Origin of the sequence: Bacillus sp. FSL R5-0659 (assembly GCF_038008785.1) — a bacterium.
Taxonomy (GTDB): domain Bacteria; phylum Bacillota; class Bacilli; order Bacillales; family Bacillaceae; genus Bacillus; species Bacillus safensis.
Genome location: NZ_JBBOZU010000001.1, coordinates 555,307 through 577,883, shown reverse-complemented (window position 1 = coordinate 577,883; position 22,577 = coordinate 555,307). Strand labels below are relative to the sequence as shown.

The following is a 22,577-nucleotide window of genomic DNA, read 5'->3' as shown; positions in this document are numbered from 1 at the left end:
ATGACAACGGAGGTACTTCAAATGAACATTAGACCCATCGAGCAAAAAGACAATCCGTATATCGCAGCGATTATCCGCCAGTCACTAGAATCAGCGAATCTAGCAATTGAAGGAACAGCCTACACTGACCCCCAGCTTGACCATCTTTTCGAATACTATCAATCATTGACTCATGCAGCCTATTGGATTGCTGAAGAGCATGGTGAGATTGTGGGTGGTGTAGGGATTGCTCCATTCACAAATGGAGTATGTGAATTACAAAAGCTTTATTTAAGTCCAAAAGCACAAGGAAAAGGTGCGGGCAAAAAACTGATGGATACGGCGCTGGAATATGCCTCTACATACTACGAAGCGTGTTATTTAGAAACCCGCCGGGAATTAACAGCGGCTATAGGCCTTTATCAGCGATACGGCTTTTCTCTTCTTTCAGAACCGCTTGAAGGCTCCGAGCATTCTGCAATGGATGCTTGGTATCTCAAGACCTTCTCATCATGAACCATAAAACAATCGATAGGTTTTGATCCTCTGAAAGCCTAACTTCTCTGCTAGTTTGATTGAAGCTAGGTGATGGACATCGCAATCCCAATGCGGTGTCCTCTTTTTTTCATGACAGATGCTGATCATATGCTGAGCTGCCAGCAGCGCCAAACCTTTTCCTCGATAAGTCTCATCTGTCCAAATATCTATCTCTGCACGATCCTCACTTGAAAAAATAGAGACACACTCACTCACCACGTTCTCTCCATCTAAAATGGCAATCCCGATTCCCTTTGATAGAAAGCGAGTTGTTTCTCCCCAATAGGCTTCGTAATAGCTAGGAGGAAAAGCCCTGCTTGCAGTCATCACCTGCTCATTTGTCCGCTCTACTCTATAGCCTAGATAAGGCGCAGAGACATGAGAATGTGCCTGTGAATAAACGTACGCATGTCTTTTCATCTCATTCAAATGTGACCCAAGACATTTTTTCATCATCGCATCTGCTGATGGATTTGCTGAAAATATGGTGAACCGGGCATTTTGTCTTTTCTGCCTTTCGTACACATCCACAATGAAGGCTGAACAGCGTAACAGCTCCGCTTCACTCCTTCCTGCCACATAATAAATGCCGCATGAAGCTTCGAGAAAATATACAAGCGGATGCGCTTCATCATCTACATAAAGATGTCCTTGTATCATGCCATCCATGACTGCATCTACAAACACTGGATATGCCGGATCGATCTGCCTAATTCCTTTTTTCATTGATGGTATCTTTTGCCGCTCCAAGAGTTGCATGATTTTTCCTCCTCCCCTTCCATTATAAAGAAAAAGCTACTGACATACAGGACTCTTTTTAGCAAAAGGAATTCTTCTGCATCAATCGCGGAATTTAAAAAAGAGACCTTAGTTAAAAGGTCTCTTACTTCTGCATGACATTATTCTGCCGCTGCCTCTTCTGTTACTTTTCCCTTCCAAATCAGGGTTAAGCCTAATCCAAGAAATAAGACAACACCTGCGAATAAAAATGGGAAGTGAATATTTTGGTCGAATAAGATGCCGCCAAGTGCCGGCCCGAAAATCGTACCTAGGCTTGTGTAGGTAGAGTTCATTCCTGCGACAAATCCTTGCTGGTTGCCAGCGATTTTGGATAAGAAGGTCGTTAATGCTGGACGCAATAAATCAAACGCAAGGAAAATGACACATGTGACAATCAAGACAACCAAAAAGCCTGACACAACGGTTGAAACGAAAGCAAGGACAGCCCCGATAATCAGACATAGCTGAATGACTCTTTTTTCTCCTAGGGTATTTACCAGTTTACCAAACACAAGTACTTGGATGATGACTGCTACAATCGAGCTGACGGTAATGATCACGGCAATATCTTTTGGACCAAAACCAAACTTATGATTTGTGAACAAGCTAAAGACTGTTTCATATGCAGATAATCCAAATGCGAGGACAAATACAATGATAAAGGCGATGAGGTAGCTTGGATGAATCGATTTTTTCAAATCTTTAAAGAAAGTCGATTCTTTCACTTCATTCATTTGCTTCTCTCGCTCTTCTTTTGTTAAAGGCTCCTTCAGCATAAACATAGACGAAATGACGGCAATAAACGCAATCCCTGCTGCAAAGAAGAATGGCAGGCGTACGCCGTATTCTGCAATAAACCCGCCAATTCCCGGACCAATGATAAAACCAGTACTAATGGCCGCAGAAACATAGCCCATCGCCTTTGATCTTTCTTGAACGGTCGTAATATCTGCGACATACGCAGTGACAGCAGGCATGATAAATGCCGCACTAATTCCGCCTAGAAGCCTTGCAACATAAAGAACGTACACGTGTGTTCCAAGACCAAAAACGAGTTCTGATAACGCGAATAGGAACAGTCCAGACACAATCATAATCTTTCTTCCGTAGCGGTCTACCCATCTCCCTGCAATCGGTGATGCGATGAGCTGAGCAACGGCAAACGCCGCCACAAGGTATCCCATCGTACTCCCTGTTAGATGCATGACATTCATGAATAGCGGCATGACAGGAATAATGAGACCAATGCCTAAAAACGCAATAAATATATTACTCAATAAAATAACGAGTACTGCTTTTTGCTCACGAATCGGTTTTTGCATGATGTTTGTTTCCCCTTTACTGACTCACTTGTTACTCATGATGGTTGATTCCGTGAATAAACAATGAGATCGCCTCTTTTTTTAACTCTTTCTTCTGCTCAATGGTGTCATTTTTATATAACACGTCTAATCCATAAAAAACGGAAAGTAATATTTTCACTTTTGACTCCACATGCTGGATCGACCAGCTGCCATCTTCATTTCCCTCAAGTAAGATATCTCTCATCACATCATCAAAATCGACATCAATCTTGTTCAGCCGTTCCATGACTTCGTCTGATGTAAAGGCGCTGGCACAAAATTCCTCACTCGCTCTCATTAATGGGTAATTAATCCCCATTTGACTGAGCAGCTCTGCAAACCCGGCAAGCTTTTCAATAGCTCGGTTCAGTGTTTTCTTTTCCTCATACCACGTTTCCATCATCAAACGATGATCCTCTTCCATAATATGAAGAAACAAAAACTCTTTTCCTTTGAAATGATGATAGAGATTGCCTTTACTCACCTCAGCAGCCTCTAAAATATCGCGCACGGATGTTTCTGAATAACCTTTTTTCGCAAATAAATCACGAGAAGCGGTGACGATTTTTTGCTTCGTCTTCTCACTCTTTCCAGCCCCGCTTTGTGTACTTGTCATGTGTCACAATCCCTTTCTCCTGCATTTCTTAATGCGGACAAAATAAAACCGACCAGTTGGTTTATTTTTTTATTATAAATGGATTTTCCTCATAATACAATGAAAAAGGCATCGATTCATAAGGCGTAATTCATGTGAGAACAAACAAAACAGTCATCTGCGCTATCACCAAAAAAGACTTATACGCATTTTTCTTCTGCGACCTTTTCATGTCTGCCTTGGCCTACTACGTGTTCATCATTCATTTAATTTCCCTTTATATTTAACTTCACTTAAATATAAAGATTGCCTATAATAGAATAGAGGTGATGTCATTGGATGAAGAAATTATTCATTACAGTAAAAAAATCATTGAATACTCGAATGCTCTAGGCTCTATTTATGTAGAAGAGTATCAGCGATTTTTAAAACATGAGTATGCAGATTTATCAGCCAAGCAAGAGCTGACGCTTGAGTTGCTGCGTACGAAAACGAGAACGATCAATGAATTAGCTGATTACTTTTCGATTTCTGCCAGCGCAGCTAGCCAGCTTGTATCAAGGCTTGAGCAGCTCGGCTATGTCACACGAGAAATTAATCCGCATAACCGAAGAGAAATCATTGTTGATTGTGCTCAAAAGGGCCATGACTATCACAAGAATACAGAAGACATTCAATTGCACCTAATTCAAAAATATTATGCAAAGCTTCCAAAAGAAGATTTAAAAACATTACTATCTCTATACGAAAAAATCTATCAGATTGCGAAAGAAGCGCCTTAATACGGTGTTTCTCTCCCCAACATTTAAGTTAACTAAACTATTAAGGGGTTGAAAATATGAGAAGCATTCATTTACAAGATGGCCGGCACATCGGTTTGACTCAATACGGTGATCTTGAGGGGTTTCCAATTTTCTTTTTTCATGGAACACCTGGATCAAGAGTGATGTTTTTAGATGATGATCCAATCTCTCAAAAGCTCGGCATTCGTCTCATCTGTTTGGATCGACCTGGATTTGGTTTATCCACCCCACTACCTGACCGCACAATTTTAGACTGGGCAAAAGACGTGCAGGAAGTGGCAGATGATCTTGGCATTCAACATTTTTCAGTGATGGGTGTATCTGGAGGCGGTGCATTTGCTGCTGGTTGTGCCTATCAATTGCCGGATCGCGTCCTTTCAGCCGCTCTGATCTCAAGTACAACCCCTTTTCAGGACGGAAAACCGCCGAAAAGCATGCTGAAAGAAAATAAATTAGCCTTTTTCCTTAGTAAGAAGTTTCCTTGGCTATTGAAAACAAGCTATCGTTCCCAGAAAAAAATGATTGAGAACAAACCAGAGAAATTTAAGAAGCTGGCCAAAAACGGGAACAAGCATTTACATCCGTGGGATCGGCAATTCCTTCAAACCGATGAGCAGTTAGAAATGATGATGACACATTTACACGAAGCGACTCGTCAATCGGTGGATGAGTGTATTCGTGAACCCATTTTACTTTCGAAACCATGGGCATTCGATATGAAAGATATTCAAATCCCTGTTGATGTCTGGCATGGAAAAGAAGATACGATGGCTCCATTTGTAGAAATAGAAAAAATAGCTCAGGCGATTCCAAACGTCAAAACGCATTATATAGATCAAGCAGGGCACTTTCTTACTGATGTAGACGATATTTGGCGAAATATATTACGCTCTTTAAAGGAGCGGGCTGAACATCAGAAACTTGCATGAAAAAAGACCCGATATGACTCGGGTCTTTTTCTTTATTAATATTGTTCATAATACCTCTGCACTTTATCTGGATCCTTTGTCTTCGTCAGTGCAAGCATGAGCAGAATACGTGCTTTTTGCGGGTTTAATGAATCAGACGACACAAAGTGATGTTCATCATCCGTTTTTTCATGGGTGACAATTCCATTACCCGTACGGCTTGATCGCACGAGAACCACATCTTTTTTCACTGCATCTGTTGCTCCTTTGATGGCTTCTGTTGACATCGTTCCATTTCCTGCTGCGGCTACAACAATCCCTTTTGCTCCTGCTTTTACTGCAGCATCATACATATATTTTTGATCATTTTGATAGCCGTATAAAATATCAACTTGTGGCAATTCTTTTATCTTCGATACATCAAAATCGCTTTCAATTGTATGTTTTCTTGTCGGTTCGTTATAAAAGGACACCACTTCACCAGTAACTACTCCGATGTATCCTTGCTCAATTGACTTGAAGGCATCAGTTGTGGTTGTGTTTGTTTTCGTAACAAAACGAGCTGATGCAATTCGATCATTTAATGTGACCATGACCCCTTTGCCCTTCGCTTCTTTGGTGGATGCAATTTTCACCGCCTGATACAAGTTAAGCGGGCCATCTGCACTGATAGCCGATGCTGGTCTCATTGAGCCAACAACCACAACAGGCTTATCACTTTTGACCACCAGATTTAAAAAGTAAGCTGTTTCTTCAAGTGTATCTGTTCCATGCGTGATGACAATGCCATCCACTTGATCATCTTTTAATAGCTCATTGACTCGTTTGGCTAATTTTAAAAGAAGAGCGTCATCAACATTTTCACTTCCAACATTCGCAACCTGCTCACCAGTGACATTTGCAATATCCTTCAGCTGTGGAACTGAAGCAATGACTTTATCGATGCCAAGTGCACCAGATTTATAGCCCGTCGTATCTGTATCACTGTCTGAACTGCCAGCAATCGTCCCGCCTGTGGCTAATACCTTAATATTTGATAAGGACTTATTCCCTGTTTCAACTGCATTGTTTTTCTCTTTTGTTTCACTGGATACGTTTTCTTTTTCGCTTTGACTATTCTCTTGAGTGCCTGTGTTCGCACAAGCTGCTGTCACTAGTAATAAAACAGAAAGAAGGACAGCACCTAACCATTTTGTCATGTTCATTGGATCATCTCTTTTCCTCATTTGATGGATTTCATGGCTAAATCTCTTTCTATAGACTTTACTTTATACCATACCTTCATTCATCGGCATGAGGCTAAAGATATAGAACCAAATAAAGGTAAAAGGGGCATGATATTAAGAGTTTCTTCAATTCTTAATACCTAAATTTGCTGTAATTAAATTGAGTATTGACGGTGGCGTATTTTAAAAATAACCGATGCTTGTTACTGAATTTATGATAAAATATAGTAAATTTTACAAAAAAGGAGTATACATTTTGCATTCACTTCTACCCTTTCACAAAATCCTTATCACACTATTCATCAGCTCTACTTTACTCGGCTTGTTTGTCTGCTTATTTCCACCTATTCAAGCTGAGCCTGCGTTTCTGGTATTTTACATTCCTATCTTTTTTGTTTATTATTTCGTCTTTGCGGTTCCTTTGCAGTTATTGTTTTCTTTGCAGCCAAAGGCTTTTCATCCTCTTTATTTAGCTGCTTATTTACTAATTGCAATGGTTGTCATGCTTTTTTTCATTGATGGTATTGGGAGCCAGGCATCTTTCCCCATCATCATCATGAGCAGTCTTATCTACTGGACCTGTGATTCCTTGTTTTATCAAAGGATGCATGAAAAAAATACCTAATGCGCAGGACGTACAAGCTCCTGTTCTAAATAGAGACGAAGGGTATATATCTTGTTACATACCTCCTATGCTTGACCACACAGTCAATCATGCCATAAAAAAATCACTGAGGATATCTACCTCAGTGATGGGAATCGTTATTTCTTCATTGCACCTGCGTGTGAAAAGATTAGATCTTTCAATTCAAATTCGAATGTCTTTCCGTCCACAATACCGACTGTTTTTTCACTGTCATAAAGCTCAAGCATACAAGCAGCCATTTCTTTTGATGTATGATATTTCTTGAAATTGCCTTCATATTCAAATTCGTCTACATCCAATGAACGCTTTGCAAATTCTGATTCTGTCGCGGATGGCGCTAATACTTTTGCCTGTAATTTGGCACCTTTTTCTTTCAATTCTAGGGCCAGTCCTTCTGTAAAGGCGCTCACGTAAAACTTCGTTGCTGAATAGGTGACGGCATTGCCAACGACTGTATAGCCTGCTCGTGAAGAAATGTTAATGAGCTGAGCTCCCTCTACTTGCTCATAATCACGAACAAATAAGGTGGATAGAATCGTTAATGCTTCGATATTCAGATGAAGCATATCCCCAATTTTACTTAAATCTTGTTCTCCTATAGAGCCAAAATGACCAAACCCTGCATTATTAATGAACGTATCCAGTTCATAATCTGACAATGATTCATAAAATGAATACACTTGCTCTATGTTTGTTAAATCAACTGACTGTATGACTACTGTGATATCGGGATATTGATCATGAATCTTTTTCTTCAATTCTTGGAGTTTATTGAGCCGGCGTGCAGCTAATATAAGATTTTTCCCTCGTGCTGCAAATGCGAGAGCCGCCTCATATCCAATACCTGAGCTTGCTCCTGTAATGACTGTATAGCCCATTTTATATCCCCCTATTCGCGTCTTCTAACTGGTTAAATTATAACGACAGCGTTTCACTCAAGTCAATTTTGAAGAGAGTCAAAGGGCATCATGTCAACTTAGATACAGCTCCTCAGTTACTTCTTTTTGAATCATTTTGGAGGATGTCATGCTGAGATTTTTTTGATAATTTCTGAAAAACCAATTGATAGGAATGTTCGATTAACTCCTCTACAAATGAGGATGGAATGTCTGCATCAAGGTAAATGGAATTCCAATGAGTCTTATTCATATAGTAGCCAGGGATAATTCCTTCATGCATCTCTCTTAGTTCTTCAGCACGAAGAGGATCACATTTTAAAGTGATGACAGGCTTTCGATTCGCATCTCCCCCCATCATAGCAAACATCTTTCCGCCAATATGATAACGATCTGCCTGCCACTCAGGTTGATAATCATGGGTTGTTCCTTTTAAGGAAAGACAAAATGCCTGCAGCTGTTCTTTTTTCATTTCATTAGCTCCTTTTTTAGAAATCATCTATTTTTTCTATTATATCGACAATGAGGAAAGATATCTGACGCTTTTTTTCAGAAACAATAAGAAAAGCACAGGCCCTTTGTCTCCTGTGCTTTTGAATCACTCTGCTTTTTTTATTCAAACGCCTTCTTTAGTTGATCCCCCATTAAATGCCAAGCTTCTTCAGCTATGGCTAAATCTCCGGCGTGCGTGAAGCCGTGTGGAACTCCTTTAAATTGTTTATACGTGACGTCTATCCCAGCTTCTTTTAACTTGGCAGCATATTGCTCAGCTTCTTCAGCCAGCGAATCCTTCTCTGCTGTGATGACGAGAGCTGGAGGCATTTGTGCCAAGGATGTACGATCTGCAAAAACCGGAGAAACGAGCGGATTGCGCGGATCTTGGCCTTGCAGATAGAAGGAATTAAAGAGTCTCGCCAATTCAACTGGAATCGCTTCATCAAACGCTGGCTTTTCTGCTGGATCAGTGGCTAGATCAAGCGGCGGATAATCAAGCACCTGATAAACAATTGGGAGTGTATTTCCTTTTTGAATATTCAATAGACAAGCAGCCGTTGCCAAATTTCCTCCTGCACTATGTCCGCCAACGGCTAATGCATTCCGATCGATTTGAAGCTCGTCAGGGTGTTCATACAGCCACTTCAGTACATCGTAGCATTCATGAAGAGCCGCTGGGAAAGGGTGCTCAGGAGCAAGCTGATACTCGACATTGACCACGATACATTGCGCCCGGTCTGCAATGACTGGACACCATGGATTATCCATTTCAGCACTGCCCATGATAAATCCGCCACCATGTAAATTCACAAAAACAGGAAGTGGCTGCTTTGATGTGTTCACTGGCTTAAACACCCACACCTTTGTTTCGCCAGCACTTGTTGGAATGTCATATTCCATTTTGTTCACATCAGGAGGATTTACTGGCTTTAGTTCCGATTGACTTGCTAATGAACCTTCAGATGGCTGGCGTAATGAAGCAGCGATTTTGATTTGTTCTTCTAAGTTCATGATCTCAGACTCCTATCTTATTCATTTCTTCTTAACTCATTCGTTCCTTTTTCCTCTTTTCCTTCTACTGAATCAGCAGCACCTTACTGGATTAATCAAAATAAAAAAGAGAAGACATTGAAGAAGGTATACGTTTATTAGCTAAAACTAATCAATAAAGCTAAGTAACACACTGAATTTAACACACGATACTAAGAGAATGAAAAAAGAAGAAAACGAGTTTTCCATGTTCAATGTAAAACGGGAAAACTCATTTTTATATCACAGCTGAAAACCTATAAAAATAAATAATTTTTAAGAAAAAATGATCAATCTGTAACTGCAAACCAAGTTTCTTTGAGCAATTCACAGAAAGATTGAATGGTTGGTCCTTCTGAACGACTTCTTAAATATACGACAGATGTTTCAATTGGTTTTTCACAGTAATGCAATGGGATAAGAATACCCTCTGCTAATTCTTCTTTAATCATATTTTCACCAAGCAAGGCGATTCCGGTTTTATTTAAAACTGCCCGCCTAATCGTTTCATCACTTCCCCCGCATTCAATGATAGAAGATGGACGGGTGTTAATTTCAGAAAAACACTGCTCTGTAATTGAGCTAAAACCGCAATGTTCATGATAAGCAAGAAACGGAAAAGATTCTATAATCTCTTCTTTAGAGCGGTTTTTTGTAAGATCGGCGGAGACAACCAACACCGCCTTTTCCCTTTCTAAAACAAACTTTTCTAATTCTGAGGAATCAACTTCCCCTGCAACAATCCCAATATCTGCTTCATTATTTAAAATTTTATCGACAGCTATAAGGCTGTTTGCTGGCATGAGGCGCAGCTTAACTTGTTTATGCAATTTTGTATAAGAACTAAGCAGTAGGGAAAGGTGATTCGTACAATAATATTCTGAAGCTGTCACAGTTAGACTTCCGGAAGGACCATTTAACTCTTCCATGTCTCTTTCCATATATTCCATTAATTCAAATAATCTATCTGTATGCTGCTTTAATTTTTTTCCAGCAGGCGTCAAAAACGTTTTTTTTCCAATACGGGTGAATAGAGAATGGTTTAGTTCCCTTTCTAATACTTGAATTTGCAAAGTAATAGTGGGTTGAGTATATTTTAAGATCTTTGCAGCTTTGGTCATATTCAATTCATTGGCTACTACTTGAAAAGTTTTTAGATTCCTGAGTTCCATTTAACCTTCATCTCACTATCTATGTTTTTTATAGCCTACAAAAGCTCCTAACCAAAAGTATATAAAATAATCATCTTTCACATAGGATATAAGGTTAACCATATAACCCCATAGACAAGATGCTCTGAAGAGAATAGCAATCAAATCATTATATCAAAAATTTTAACGAGAAAATCTAAAAGTTTGATACGAATCATTCATTTTTTATTGGTAACTATTGAATCGCCTAATTTAAAATACCAATAAAAAACCAAATCATCTCCTTACTCTTAAGGTTATGATATATCGCTAAAGTTTTCTAATGCATACTATTAAATTAATTAATTTTTAGCTTGTTTCATCCTGTGATAGATTTGATAAAGAGCTTAACGAAGTAAGGGAAAGGGAGAATATTATGTACCCATTTAAAGTATTAAATCATGAAGATATCAAAGCTATTCTTGATATGAAAATTGTAATCGATATCGTAGAAAAAGCTTACGTCTTAAAAGAAAATAAAGAAGCTTCTTTATTCCCAATGGTGTTTCACGAGTTCGAACCTGGTAAAGCGGACATGGATATTAAATCAGGAGAATTGTCAGGAGCAGGCATTTTCGGTTTAAAACTTGTTTCCTGGTTCGGTGACAACCCTTCTAAAAACCTTCCTGCTGTTGTTGGAACTGTCTTAGTTCTTGACAGCCGTACAGGCCTTCCAATCGGTATCTTGAGCGGTGAGTATATGACCATGATGCGCACCGGAGCAGCTGGTGGAATTGGAGCTAAATATTTAGCAAGAAAAGATTCAGAAGAATTGCTTATGGTAGGATCAGGTCATGTTGCGGCTTATCAAATCTTAGCTGTTTTAATGACAATGAACCATATCAAAAGAGTTCGAGTGTATAATGCTCATTCATTTGACCGAGCTGGTCAGTTTTGCGCAGACATCAAAGGCAAGTTAAAAGAGCTGTTAGCTCAAACTAAAGAACAAAACCCGGAAGTTTATGAAGAAATGCTTCAAAAGATAGAGATTGAGTATACGCCGGTTAATGATATTGAAACAGCTACGAGAAGTGCAGATATTATTATTACAGCTACTCCAGCACGCCAACCAATTATTCTAAAAGAATGGGTAATGCCAGGTACTCATTTTTCATGTGTGGGTGCAGACATGGCAGGAAAACAGGAAATTGATGAAAATATTTTAACTGATGCTCGCATATTCGTTGATGACCATGAACAGTCTGTTACGGTAGGAGAATTTGAAACTGCATTTAAAAAAGGCATCATCGCAAAAGATAGCATCATTTCGGAAATTGGAGGAGTGATTACAAATCAAGCACCAGGACGCATTTCTCCAGAAGATATCACAGTTTTTTACAGTACAGGCATCTCTCTTCAAGATCTATTGACAGCGAGCTATGTTCTAGAACAGGCAGAAGAAAAACAAATCGGGATGTCGACAAAGCTGTAACTGATCGATAGCCGTTTAAATAAGCAGATTTTAGAGAGTATTCTTTATCAAAAGACTACGTATCAAAAAATAAATAATACTTACAGAGGAGTTAATAGGATGAATATTAAAACATTTGCTGTAGAACATTGGATGAATTTATACGAGCAAGAGGCCGTTTATAATATCGCGGAAACATGTGTTGAATCTTTCACTGTAAATGAGTTGATTGGAATCGACGGCACAAATCCGGCAGATTTTTTCAATGAAGTCGGAAAGAAAAAATTAACATACGGACATATTGAAGGATCTCCAGAGTTTAAAAGCTTAGTATCTGGCCTGTATGAGACAGTTGAAGCTGATAATATACTTGTCATGAATGGAGCTATTGGTGCAAACTTCTTAGTGCTCTATTCTCTTATTGAGCCAGGAGATCATGTAATTGCTGTACACCCAACATACCAGCAGTTATATGATGTGCCTGCTTCATTTGGCGCGAATGTAGATCTGCTGCCATTGAGACCAGAAAATAACTTCCTGCCGGATCTAAACGAATTAAAGTCTCTGATTAACGAAAAAACAAAATTGATTATTATCAACAATCCGAATAATCCTTCAGGTGCTATTATTGAGAGAGAAATGCTTGAAGAAATTGTAGAAATTGCACGCTCATGTGATGCTTACTTGCTGTGCGACGAAGTATACAGAAACCTATTACAGGAAGATAACCTTGTTGTGCCATCTGTTGCTGATTTATATGAAAAAGGAATCAGTACATCAAGTATGTCAAAAGTATTTTCATTAGCCGGCTTGCGCCTTGGCTGGATTGCAGGTCCAAGTGATGTGATCGCTGAATGCATAAAACACCGTGATTACACAACAATCAGCTGTGGTGTGCTTGACGATATGTTAGCCGTTCATGCTCTTAAAAACTACGACAAAGTCCTAGGGAGAAGCCGCAAAATTATCAAAGATAATCTGGCTATTTTAGATGAGTGGGTTCAAAACGAACCTTCAATCTCCTACGTAAAGCCACGTGCAGGCACAACATCTATGCTGAAATACGATTACCCTGTTTCATCAGAAGAATTTTGCGTTGACCTATTTAAAACGAATGGCACATTCTTAACGCCAGGTTCTTGCTTTGATATGGAAGGATACGTTCGTATCGGTTACGCATGTTCAACAGATGTATTAAAAGCAGGTCTTGAGAAATTCTCTGAATATTTGCGTACCCTTAAAGTAAATAGCTGATTAAAAACCATTAAGATAAATATTTGGAATATCTGATCGTACAAAAAACCGAACTGCCAATAATGGTTAGTTCGGTTTTTTTGTAAAGTTAAAAGATATTTAAAAACCTCATCTTGTCAGATTATCTCACATCATTAATCAATAGTTACCATAAATAAGTTAAAATTTTCAGTTAATTATTTTCGTGTTATTCTACACCTGCAACAGAGGAAAGGTAGAGGTGTAAAAAGCTTAAGGGGGGAGATTTTATGAGCAACAACTGGAGTTCCTTAGTTGAGAACATGAGTGATTATTTAGCACCTAGCATGGCCAAAGATCATCCAAACTTACCTGTGGTAAAAGAAGAAGGTTGTTATTACTACGGGCTGGATGGGAAAACCTATTTAGATTTTACTTCCGGGATTGCAGTAGCTAATACAGGACATCGCCATCCTAAAATCGTACAAAGTATCAAGGATGCAGCAGATCAATTAACTCATGGCCCTTCGGGAGTCATTATGTATGAATCTATTTTAAAGCTGGCCAAATCTCTAGGTGAAATTCTGCCAGGAGATTTAAATTGTTTTTTCTTTGCCAATAGTGGCGCTGAAGCAATTGAGGGAGCTTTAAAATTGGCTAAATATGCAACAAAGAGACCTTATGCTATTTCTTTTACGGGGTGCTTTCATGGCCGTTCTTTAGGTGCTTTAAGCGTATCAACATCAAAAAGTAAATATAGAAAATATATAAATCCGTCTCACCTGACTTATCATCTGCCTTACGCTAATATGCAGGCATGCCCCGAAGGTAAAGACCCAGAAACTTTCTGCATTAACGAATTAGAAAAACATTTTGAAGAATTATTTAAACACCAAGTGACACCTGAAGAAGTAGCCTGCGTCATATTAGAACCTGTATTGGGAGAAGGCGGCTACATCATCCCTCCTAAAGGGTGGCTGAAAAAGATCCGCGAAATATGCGATCAGCATGGTATACTGCTTATTTTTGATGAAGTACAAACTGGCTTTGGACGCACAGGGGAGTGGTTTGCTGCTCAGACATTTGAAGTCACCCCAGACATTATGGCTATCGCTAAAGGAATAGCTTCTGGTCTACCTTTAAGTGCCACAGTAGCTTCAAAAGAACTGATGAGCAAATGGCCTGCTGGAAGTCATGGAACAACGTTCGGTGGAAATCCAATTGCCTGTTCGGTAGCGTTGACCACTCTTGAAATAATGAAAGAAGAAAGATTACTAGATAATGCAAAAGTGGTTGGTCAATATGCTGCTGAAAAACTAAAACAAATGAAAAAAAATCACCCGATCATTGGAGAGATACGCTCGGTAGGCTTAATGATTGGAATTGAAATGATAAACCCAAAAACAAAAAAACCCGATGGAAGCGCCGTCATGAAGATTTTAGATTATTCCCTTGAGCAGGGAGTTCTCTTTTACTTATGCGGTAACGAAGGAGAAGTGATTAGAATGATCCCTCCTCTGACCGTCACAAAAGAACAGATTGACGATGGGCTTTCAAAATTAGAAAAGGCATTGCACCAATTTGAGAAAGAATATTAAGTAGAAGCCGTTTCGAGTATTCACCGCTATTCTATGTACGACTCTTTTTTTCATATTTAATGATATCATTATTTGATGAAAGACTAATTTATTGAAAAAAAGCACTGCGGCGCTATGTCCTCAGTGCTTTTCATTTCTCTTATGATACTTGCTGTTCTACCTTCACTCGTTTAATGAAGAAAGCAATAATCAATCCAATGACGGTCATGATCACAGCAAAGATAAATGCATGCTGGACACCATTTGTAAAGGCGAGCAGCTGATTCACCGGATTTGCGGGATCAGATACATTTTCCATAAAGCTGCGAGTTCCTGATGAAAGGATCGAGATACCGATCGCAGTACCAATAGCTCCTGACACTTGCTGCAAGGTATTCATAATCGCTGTACCATGCGGATATAGCTCTGGCGGAAGCTGATTTAATCCATTGGTTTGAGCAGGCATCATGATCATTGCGATTCCGATCATTAAGGTAATATGAAGGGTTACAATGAATCCAATTGACGTATTCACACTTAGATTCGTAAAGCCAAACATCGTCGCTGCGACAATGACAAGACCTGGAATGACAAGCCATTTTGGACCAAACTTATCAAATAGCCCCCCCATGATTGGAGATAGCAGTCCGTTGATAATTCCACCTGGCAACAGCATTAAACCTGCTGTAAATGTAGAAAGCGCCAAGGACGTTTGCAGATACAATGGCAAAATCATCATAGCAGACAGCATTACCATCATACACACTAAAATCAGAAGTAACCCAATGACAAACATCGGATATTTAAACGGGCTTAAGTTCAGCATTGGTTCTTTCATGTTCAACTGTCTTAAAGAGAACACGAGAATCCCTATGACACCAACTACAATTGCAACGATGACATGCATACTGCTCCAGCCGCCGCCTTCACCGGCACTGCTAAAGCCATATACTATTCCACCGAAACCAATGGTTGAAAGCACAATCGATAAGATGTCGATTTTCGGTCTTGTTGGTTCTGTAATATTTTGCATAAAAATAAAACCAAAAACAAGTGCAGCCATTAATAAAGGAAGTGAAATCCAGAAAATCCAATGCCAAGTCAACGATTTCAAAATAAGGCCAGAGACTGTCGGGCCGACAGCTGGTGCAAACATAATCACAAGACCAATAATCCCCATTGATCGGCCTCGTTTATGAGGCGGGATGATGACCAAAATCGTATTAAACATCAATGGCAGAAGCAATGCTGTACCGACTGCCTGCACGACACGTGCTACCATTAAAATACTAAAGACCGGGGCAACCGCCGCAATAAATGTTCCGATGATCGAAAAGACGAGCGACGTAATGAAAAGCTGCCTTGTCGTAAACCATTGAAGAATGAGTCCTGAAATCGGTACGAGAATACCAAGTGTTAATAAATATCCTGTTGTCAGCCACTGAGCAGTCGTCGCTTCAATTCCAAAGTCTAACGTTAAACTTCTCAGCGCCATGTTTAATGCCGTTTCACTGAACAGGCCAATAAATCCAGCTGTGATAAAAGAAATAATAATGGGCAGCGTTCGAATTTCAGAAGCTGCTGCTTGCTGTTTGTTCATATTAAGTTGGCTCCTTTTCTTTTTCAATTTAGATGAACCTTAGGAAGTCAGGGTGGTCAGAAATGAGCCACTTTCATGTCTATTGAAAGACGGATAAAATCTGTTTTTCTGCAGCAAATTGAGCAATTTTGTCGATCGAATAGCCAGATTCATGTATATAAAACATGAGCTCAGGCGTCATTGGAGAAGACATACATAGCGTTGTCAGTTCTATATCCTGTATATTCGCTTCTCCCTTTTCTCTCGCTTCTTCAAGCAATTCACGAATGATTTGTCTGAGTGATTGACTGTAATGACTATCATACACTTTACTTGTCTGCTCTAAATTCCCAGAGATTGTGAGCATCCGAATCCAGTCTAAATGGTGACCGACGATCAGATGAATTTCTTCGAGAACATAGCGTAAACGTTCACGAACCGGCTGATCACTTATTTTGCTCAAGTAAAGATGCAAAGCTGGGATCAGCTGTTCAAATTTCTCCCCAAGGATAGAAAGGCACAGATCACTTTTATTGGCGTAGCGGCGGTATAAAGTACCCTGTCCAACACCAGCTGTTTTCGCAATTTTATGCATGCTGACATTTTCTACACCAAATTCTTGAAACAAGGAGAATGCGATCTCTTCAATTTCCTCACCAATATCCTTTTCCACCATACACACCTTCTTTACCTTCATCCACATGACACTCATCTCTATGTGTTAAATCAAAACACTTTAGGTTTTTCTTAGGACAATTGTCCCGATATTATCTTACGGACAACTGTCCGCATTGTCAATCATTATTTTTTACTTATGATCTTTCTTTCAATTCTATTAAATGATGCACACTGTTTATCATTATTTAGACCGATTTTCCCTTTTGAAAGAATCATGTATGATCAATAAAGAAAGCGCTTCCATAAAAGGAGAGGAGAATGCGAATATGTACCGTATGAAACGAATGTTGTTGCTTGTTGTCACTGGATTAGTCTTGAGTTTGTCCACATTTACTGCGGGTGCCTCGGCACAAACGGGTGGATCGTTTTATGAACCTTTTAATAACTATAATACGGGGTTATGGCAAAAAGCCGATGGATACTCGAATGGAAACATGTTTAACTGTACGTGGCGTGCAAATAATGTGTCGATGACCTCAGCAGGTGAAATGCGTTTATCGCTCACAAGTCCCGCCTATAACAAGTTTGACTGCGGAGAAAACCGCTCCGTTCAAACGTACGGCTATGGGCTATACGAAGTCAACATGAAGCCCGCCAAAAATGTGGGGATCGTCTCTTCTTTCTTCACTTATACGGGACCGACTGATGGCACGCCTTGGGATGAGATTGACATTGAATTTCTAGGAAAAGATACGACAAAGGTACAGTTTAATTACTATACCAATGGTGTAGGAAATCATGAAAAGATCGTCAACCTTGGTTTCGATGCAGCAAACTCTTATCACACGTATGCATTTGACTGGCAGCCAAACTCCATCAAATGGTATGTCGATGGACAATTAAAGCATACCGCCACCACACAAATTCCTCAAACACCAGGGAAAATTATGATGAACCTGTGGAATGGTGCAGGTGTCGATGAATGGCTTGGTTCCTACAACGGTGTTACACCACTCCACGCACATTATAACTGGGTGCGTTACACAAAAAGATAACTCTATCAAAAAACCTGTGACTTGTCACAGGTTTTTCTTCGTTTAATTTGAACTAGTTTTCAGCTGATGAGCGAGTTTTTTCTCATGATTGTGGATAATATCTTCATAACTTTCTATTTTGAAATCCAATCGTTTAATGGTCTCTTCGATTTCCTTTTGTTTTTGGACGAGTCTTTCTCGTTCATTGACCAAAATGTTTTTTCGCGAAGATAACGTATGATTATCATCCTCAAAAAATAAGGCTGTATATTCTCTAAGCGCATCAATCGAGAGCCCAGCATTTCTCATACACTTGATAAATTCAATCCATTGAAGATCATCCTCTGTATAATCACGAATCCCATGATCATCACGTTTGATTTCCCTAATCAAACCAATATTTTCGTAATATCTAAGTGTCGCAGTGGATAAATCGAGCTGTTTTGCTGCTTGTGCTATTTTCATTGTGCCCTCCCTCTTTCTCTTACCTTCCGATCTCCCTTTCCTCATCATCTCCATTTTGAAAAAGAAAGCAAGATGCTTTTGACTCAATTCTTGATTCAAGAATGTTGAATTCGTTATTACAAAAGGTTTTCTGTTGACTTATAGTTCACTTTAAGAAGTACAGTATAGAAGAAAGAATCGAAGCTTATTTTTGAAAGGATGATCAAGAATGTGCCAGACGCACCAATCAAATGTTTTAAGTGTTTCACACGCAAAAGCGAATTTTGAACGGACGACCATTGAACGAAGAGCGCTTCGTCCACATGATATTTTAATTGATATTCAATTTAGCGGGATCTGTCATTCAGATATCCACAGCGCTTTTGATGAATGGGGCGGCGGTATTTTCCCAATGGTTCCTGGTCATGAGATTACTGGGGTCGTTGCAGCTGTAGGGGATGATGTGACGAAGTTTCAGATCGGTGACCGTGTAGGTGTTGGCTGCTTTGTGGATTCCTGCGGCACCTGTGAATATTGTCAAAATGGAGACGAGCAGTATTGCACAAAAGGAGTCGTCCAAACGTATAACAGCCGTGACTATGACGGGGAACCGACTTATGGCGGCTACAGTCAAAAAATTGTCGTGACTGAACGATTTGTCGTCAGCATTCCTGATCAACTGCCTCTTGATGCCGCAAGCCCTCTTCTCTGTGCTGGCATTACAACATATTCTCCATTAAAGCACTGGAAGGCAGGCCCTGGCAAAAAGGTTGCTATCGTCGGAATGGGCGGACTCGGCCATGTTGCCATTCAATTCGCACGCGCACTTGGCGCTGAAGTAACGGTTTTAAGCCGCTCTTTGAATAAAAAAGAAGAAGCACTATCATTTGGCGCAAAAGACTATTTTGCTACAAGTGATCCTGAAACGTTTCAGACACTAGCTGGTCAGTATGACCTCATTCTCAATACGGTTTCTGCCAACATTAATGTGGATGCCTATCTGTCCTTACTTCGTGTAGATGGAACCTTGGTAAACGTCGGTGCACCGCCTAAGCCGGATCAATTCCACGTCTTTTCATTAATTTCCGGCCGCCGCAGCATTGCTGGTTCACTCGTTGGCGGCATCCAAGAAACACAAGAAATGCTCGATTTCGCAGCTGCTCACAACATCGCACCACAAATTGAGGTCATCAACGCGAATCAAGTTGATGAAGCGTATGAACGTGTGCTGAAAAGTGATGTGCGTTACCGGTTTGTGATTGATATTGCTACGTTGTGATTGAGATTCTTTGAAATGACGATGTTTGGTTGCTTTATGGCTGACCGATGAGAATTCTATGATTTTTGATCAAACGTCTAAAAGCCACTTCTCTATTGAGTCGTGGCTTTTTAATGGATAGCTATATGTTAATCTCTTTTTCTTTATGATGGCCACGCATAAATGTAACAACCATACTAAACAAGCTAACCAAAAAACCTAAAATTGCAACCAAAATAGTCATTCCCCCGTTTGGAATAAAAAAGCCTATAGGGATTAAAACAAAAAATGAGAACACGATAAAACATTGATAGATTCCAGATATCAATCTAACCACAATATGATCAAAAAACGACATCACCAGAGGAGGAATAAACAAGAAAACGACCATCCCTAGTGACAGCATGAAGGGTAATGGGTCATCTAACGAAATCGTGTTCTTCCCAGTTGAATCCTTTGCGGCGATGAACAATACTGCAATCGCCATGAGGAGCGTTGAAAAAATGAATAAGAATCGTTTTAGCATTTCGATATCCCCTTATTTGATCTTACATTTTATAATAAAATATACCAAAATAAACTAAATATTCAAAGGCTGTTTTTTACGTTCAGTCAGAATGTTGGATTCGGTAAAAAAGAAAATAAAATAATTTATGGAAATTCCGCATATTGTCAATCCAGTATGTTATACTATACTAACCTTTGAAGCATGAAATTTTAACGAATACCTTGTACCATCTCCCTACTTGTACGTTGAGTAGGGTTTTTTCATGCAAAAAAAACAGGCTCTCCGTAGAGAACCTGTTTTAAAGAATGAAGATTAAGCAATTTTTTGAACGTTAGCAGCTTGAGCTCCACGAGAACCTTGCTCTACGTCAAATGATACTTTTTGACCTTCGTCTAAAGATTTGAATCCGTCGCCTTGGATAGCTGAGAAATGTACGAATACATCGTCGCCTTCTTCACGTTCGATAAATCCAAAACCTTTTTCTGCGTTAAACCATTTTACTGTACCTTGTTCCATGATTGTTGCCTCCTCGTGCGTTTACCACACAATGTATTATACTATCCTTGCCCAAAGTACCCTCAAGACGAAAAGTCAATCTTCATACTATCCTTTACGCCGAACAAAAATAATTACTTTTCATTATAGCATGAATCGGTAATAATTGCAATTTGTTGATTAGAAGAAACATAAGTACATAATCATTAGACAGGGGGATGATGGTTTAAGGTATAGACATGTTAATCATAAAGCTTGAATTTTTATAATAAGTTGTACCTTACTAAAAACTTTCCAACTCAAGTCTATTTAACCAATTATCAACTAATGAGTTAAATATATCGGGTTGTTCAATTTGTAGGTTGTGACCAGCCATATCAAGCACCGCAAAAGTGGCTCTTGGATAATCTTCGATGAGCCGCCATGCATCGTGGTATCCAACTACATTGTCCTGGCGCCCTGTGATAATGAGCGTTGGATACTTAAGATCAGTTGAAATATCGAAGGTAAAACCATATCCATTTTGATGAATGTTGTTGATGAAATCATGATTTGTTTGTTTAGAAGGAAGTAAAATTTCATCTCGAAACCTCTCCCATTCCATTTTTCCTTGCACAACTATCATAGAGCAAAATTCATCTGCCTCCTCTGAAGACAATTGTGATATGAAGCTGCTGTCACTTTTTAAAACCGTCGCCTCTGGTACGACTCTTTCATTGAATTCTGGTATAGTCATTGGCGCCACAAGCAGTAATCCACGAACGGTTTCCTGACGTGAACGAACGATACCTCTGGCTATGTACCCTCCATATGAATAACCACAAACAATAAACTGTTCATCAGGGATAATCTCGTCCAAAAGACACAATATCGCTTCTAGCACATCATCAGAGTTCTGAATTGACGGATGTGGCTTTGAACGTCCCATACCTGGTAAATCTATGTATATTCTCTTCCAACCGCTTCGTTTTTCGAATACCGGTTCCAATGCGTGTAACATTACCTGATGGTCAAGAGTCCAACCATGCAATATCACGATCGGATACCCTTCTCCAATGACTTTATGGTAAATTGACATGTTTTTATTTCCCCTTTCCTACTCTTCAATATTTTATCACAATTTTAGAAAAATTCTTTTTTCACTAAACTTGTTATCATCGTAAACTATCATATATAACTGTTCAAACTAATTAGAAAGCACAAAAAAAACCAAAGGTCTACAACCTTTGGTTTCTTAGATGCGGCCGAGAGGACTTGAACCTCCACGGGTTATTCACCCACTAGGCCCTCAACCTAGCGCGTCTGCCATTCCGCCACGACCGCGTGTATGATGTGCTCATATATTCATAAGTGCACTGTTTGAAAAAACAATGCGGGTGAAGGGACTTGAACCCCCACGTCATAAAGACACTAGATCCTAAGTCTAGCGCGTCTGCCAATTCCGCCACACCCGCGTGACAATGGTGAGCCATGAAGGACTCGAACCTTCGACCCTCTGATTAAAAGTCAGATGCTCTACCAACTGAGCTAATGGCTCATCTGCTATGCAGAAAAACATATATATAAAATGGCTGGGCTAGCTGGATTCGAACCAACGCATGACGGAGTCAAAGTCCGTTGCCTTACCGCTTGGCTATAGCCCAACGAATCAAAAAACAAAACATGACCCGTACGGGATTCGAACCCGTGTTACCGCCGTGAAAGGGCGGTGTCTTAACCGCTTGACCAACGGGCCATACAATAATGGCGGAGAAGGAGGGATTTGAACCCTCGCGCCGCTTACACGACCTACACCCTTAGCAGGGGCGCCTCTTCAGCCACTTGAGTACTTCTCCATTATGGCTCCGCAGGTAGGACTCGAACCTACGACCGATCGGTTAACAGCCGATAGCTCTACCACTGAGCTACTGCGGAATAATAAGACATGTTTCATTATATCTATGCCAGAAAAATGTGTCAAGAATTTTTAAGTGTTTCATTCCTGTCTCATTAGCGACGGCTTTTATAATTTAAC

At 39.7% G+C, this 22,577-nt stretch carries 22 protein-coding genes and 7 tRNA genes; 8 read left to right on the top strand and 21 right to left on the bottom strand.

Translation table 11 applies throughout. From position 1 onward, the window contains the following. Positions 1-21 precede the first annotated feature (21 nt). On the top strand, positions 22-495 hold the full coding sequence (locus NSQ72_RS02810) for a GNAT family N-acetyltransferase (RefSeq protein WP_341083229.1): 474 nt from the start codon (positions 22-24) through the stop codon (positions 493-495). On the opposite strand, the gene NSQ72_RS02805 is transcribed toward NSQ72_RS02810, so the two are convergent. The 3 genes from NSQ72_RS02805 to NSQ72_RS02795 all read right to left on the bottom strand — a co-directional run bounded on the left by NSQ72_RS02805 (position 490) and on the right by NSQ72_RS02795 (position 3,255). After that, positions 490-1,275 (bottom strand): GNAT family N-acetyltransferase, encoded by a 786-nt coding sequence (locus NSQ72_RS02805; protein ID WP_341083228.1) that lies wholly within the window; start codon positions 1,273-1,275, stop codon positions 490-492. The genes NSQ72_RS02810 and NSQ72_RS02805 overlap by 6 nt on opposite strands. A 140-nt stretch (positions 1,276-1,415) precedes the next feature. Then, positions 1,416-2,618 carry an MFS transporter gene (locus NSQ72_RS02800; protein ID WP_058837406.1) on the bottom strand — a complete coding sequence of 401 codons (1,203 nt, stop codon included), beginning with the start codon at positions 2,616-2,618 and terminating at the stop codon, positions 1,416-1,418. A gap of 31 nt (positions 2,619-2,649) precedes the next feature. Continuing rightward, positions 2,650-3,255 carry a TetR/AcrR family transcriptional regulator gene (locus tag NSQ72_RS02795; RefSeq protein ID WP_341083227.1) on the bottom strand — a complete coding sequence of 202 codons (606 nt, stop codon included), beginning with the start codon at positions 3,253-3,255 and terminating at the stop codon, positions 2,650-2,652. Between the two features lie 308 nt (positions 3,256-3,563). Here NSQ72_RS02795 and NSQ72_RS02790 point away from each other — a divergent pair, with 308 nt between their 5' ends. Together NSQ72_RS02790 and NSQ72_RS02785 are read left to right on the top strand one after the other, a co-directional pair. Then, the gene (locus NSQ72_RS02790; protein WP_039176776.1) at positions 3,564-4,016 is read left to right on the top strand and encodes a MarR family winged helix-turn-helix transcriptional regulator; all 453 of its coding nucleotides are present in this window, start codon (positions 3,564-3,566) and stop codon (positions 4,014-4,016) included. A 56-nt stretch (positions 4,017-4,072) separates the two neighbouring features. Beyond that, positions 4,073-4,966 (top strand): alpha/beta fold hydrolase, encoded by an 894-nt coding sequence (locus NSQ72_RS02785; RefSeq protein ID WP_341083226.1) that lies wholly within the window; start codon positions 4,073-4,075, stop codon positions 4,964-4,966. A gap of 35 nt (positions 4,967-5,001) precedes the next feature. Here NSQ72_RS02785 and NSQ72_RS02780 read toward each other — a convergent pair whose 3' ends face one another. The 5 genes from NSQ72_RS02780 to NSQ72_RS02755 form a co-directional block, all read right to left on the bottom strand. Further along, positions 5,002-6,150 carry a type II asparaginase gene (locus tag NSQ72_RS02780; RefSeq protein ID WP_144495816.1) on the bottom strand — a complete coding sequence of 383 codons (1,149 nt, stop codon included), beginning with the start codon at positions 6,148-6,150 and terminating at the stop codon, positions 5,002-5,004. 783 nt (positions 6,151-6,933) lie between these two features. Next, on the bottom strand, positions 6,934-7,695 hold the full coding sequence (locus tag NSQ72_RS02770) for an SDR family NAD(P)-dependent oxidoreductase (RefSeq protein ID WP_341083224.1): 762 nt from the start codon (positions 7,693-7,695) through the stop codon (positions 6,934-6,936). 112 nt (positions 7,696-7,807) lie between these two features. Then, positions 7,808-8,185: an MmcQ/YjbR family DNA-binding protein gene (locus NSQ72_RS02765; protein WP_341083223.1), complete on the bottom strand. Its 378-nt coding sequence runs from the start codon at positions 8,183-8,185 to the stop codon at positions 7,808-7,810. Positions 8,186-8,325: 140 nt separating this feature from the next. After that, positions 8,326-9,219, bottom strand: coding sequence for an alpha/beta hydrolase (locus NSQ72_RS02760; RefSeq protein WP_039176762.1), 894 nt, complete (start codon positions 9,217-9,219; stop codon positions 8,326-8,328). Between the two features lie 308 nt (positions 9,220-9,527). Continuing rightward, positions 9,528-10,409 (bottom strand): LysR family transcriptional regulator, encoded by an 882-nt coding sequence (locus NSQ72_RS02755; RefSeq protein WP_039176759.1) that lies wholly within the window; start codon positions 10,407-10,409, stop codon positions 9,528-9,530. A 394-nt stretch (positions 10,410-10,803) separates the two neighbouring features. Here NSQ72_RS02755 and NSQ72_RS02750 point away from each other — a divergent pair, with 394 nt between their 5' ends. The 3 genes from NSQ72_RS02750 to NSQ72_RS02740 all read left to right on the top strand — a co-directional run bounded on the left by NSQ72_RS02750 (position 10,804) and on the right by NSQ72_RS02740 (position 14,648). After that, positions 10,804-11,859 carry an ornithine cyclodeaminase family protein gene (locus NSQ72_RS02750; RefSeq protein ID WP_341083222.1) on the top strand — a complete coding sequence of 352 codons (1,056 nt, stop codon included), beginning with the start codon at positions 10,804-10,806 and terminating at the stop codon, positions 11,857-11,859. A gap of 99 nt (positions 11,860-11,958) precedes the next feature. Then, entirely contained in the window at positions 11,959-13,092 is a 1,134-nt protein-coding gene (locus NSQ72_RS02745; RefSeq protein WP_341083221.1) for an aminotransferase, read from the top strand. 248 nt (positions 13,093-13,340) lie between these two features. After that, positions 13,341-14,648, top strand: a complete 1,308-nt coding sequence (locus NSQ72_RS02740) for an aspartate aminotransferase family protein (protein ID WP_341083220.1) — start codon at positions 13,341-13,343, stop codon at positions 14,646-14,648. A gap of 139 nt (positions 14,649-14,787) precedes the next feature. On the opposite strand, the gene NSQ72_RS02735 is transcribed toward NSQ72_RS02740, so the two are convergent. Further along, the gene (locus NSQ72_RS02735; RefSeq protein ID WP_059376082.1) at positions 14,788-16,227 is read right to left on the bottom strand and encodes a DHA2 family efflux MFS transporter permease subunit; all 1,440 of its coding nucleotides are present in this window, start codon (positions 16,225-16,227) and stop codon (positions 14,788-14,790) included. A gap of 79 nt (positions 16,228-16,306) precedes the next feature. Next, on the bottom strand, positions 16,307-16,903 hold the full coding sequence (locus NSQ72_RS02730) for a TetR/AcrR family transcriptional regulator (RefSeq protein ID WP_445285733.1): 597 nt from the start codon (positions 16,901-16,903) through the stop codon (positions 16,307-16,309). Between the two features lie 247 nt (positions 16,904-17,150). Here NSQ72_RS02730 and bglS point away from each other — a divergent pair, with 247 nt between their 5' ends. Then, the gene (gene bglS / locus NSQ72_RS02725) at positions 17,151-17,879 is read left to right on the top strand and encodes a beta-glucanase (protein ID WP_341083219.1); all 729 of its coding nucleotides are present in this window, start codon (positions 17,151-17,153) and stop codon (positions 17,877-17,879) included. A 42-nt stretch (positions 17,880-17,921) separates the two neighbouring features. On the opposite strand, the gene NSQ72_RS02720 is transcribed toward bglS, so the two are convergent. Beyond that, the gene (locus NSQ72_RS02720; protein ID WP_039176745.1) at positions 17,922-18,323 is read right to left on the bottom strand and encodes a MerR family transcriptional regulator; all 402 of its coding nucleotides are present in this window, start codon (positions 18,321-18,323) and stop codon (positions 17,922-17,924) included. A gap of 208 nt (positions 18,324-18,531) precedes the next feature. Here NSQ72_RS02720 and NSQ72_RS02715 point away from each other — a divergent pair, with 208 nt between their 5' ends. After that, entirely contained in the window at positions 18,532-19,581 is a 1,050-nt protein-coding gene (locus NSQ72_RS02715; RefSeq protein WP_041089237.1) for an NAD(P)-dependent alcohol dehydrogenase, read from the top strand. A 121-nt stretch (positions 19,582-19,702) separates the two neighbouring features. On the opposite strand, the gene NSQ72_RS02710 is transcribed toward NSQ72_RS02715, so the two are convergent. The 10 genes from NSQ72_RS02710 to NSQ72_RS02665 all read right to left on the bottom strand — a co-directional run bounded on the left by NSQ72_RS02710 (position 19,703) and on the right by NSQ72_RS02665 (position 22,477). Beyond that, positions 19,703-20,086 carry a hypothetical protein gene (locus NSQ72_RS02710; protein ID WP_341083218.1) on the bottom strand — a complete coding sequence of 128 codons (384 nt, stop codon included), beginning with the start codon at positions 20,084-20,086 and terminating at the stop codon, positions 19,703-19,705. Between the two features lie 294 nt (positions 20,087-20,380). Continuing rightward, positions 20,381-20,584, bottom strand: a complete 204-nt coding sequence (gene cspC / locus NSQ72_RS02705; protein ID WP_008346765.1) for a cold shock protein CspC — start codon at positions 20,582-20,584, stop codon at positions 20,381-20,383. A 262-nt stretch (positions 20,585-20,846) separates the two neighbouring features. Further along, positions 20,847-21,641 (bottom strand): alpha/beta fold hydrolase, encoded by a 795-nt coding sequence (locus NSQ72_RS02700; RefSeq protein WP_341083217.1) that lies wholly within the window; start codon positions 21,639-21,641, stop codon positions 20,847-20,849. A 161-nt stretch (positions 21,642-21,802) separates the two neighbouring features. Further along, positions 21,803-21,886, bottom strand: a tRNA-Leu gene (locus tag NSQ72_RS02695). Between the two features lie 48 nt (positions 21,887-21,934). Next, positions 21,935-22,017, bottom strand: a tRNA-Leu gene (locus NSQ72_RS02690). A 7-nt stretch (positions 22,018-22,024) separates the two neighbouring features. Continuing rightward, positions 22,025-22,100, bottom strand: a tRNA-Lys gene (locus tag NSQ72_RS02685). A gap of 31 nt (positions 22,101-22,131) precedes the next feature. Next, positions 22,132-22,206: transfer RNA gene (locus NSQ72_RS02680), tRNA-Gln, on the bottom strand. Positions 22,207-22,226: 20 nt separating this feature from the next. Continuing rightward, a tRNA-Glu gene (locus NSQ72_RS02675) sits at positions 22,227-22,298 on the bottom strand. Between the two features lie 9 nt (positions 22,299-22,307). Beyond that, a tRNA-Ser gene (locus NSQ72_RS02670) sits at positions 22,308-22,398 on the bottom strand. Positions 22,399-22,402: 4 nt separating this feature from the next. Next, positions 22,403-22,477, bottom strand: a tRNA-Asn gene (locus tag NSQ72_RS02665). Positions 22,478-22,577 lie beyond the last annotated feature (100 nt).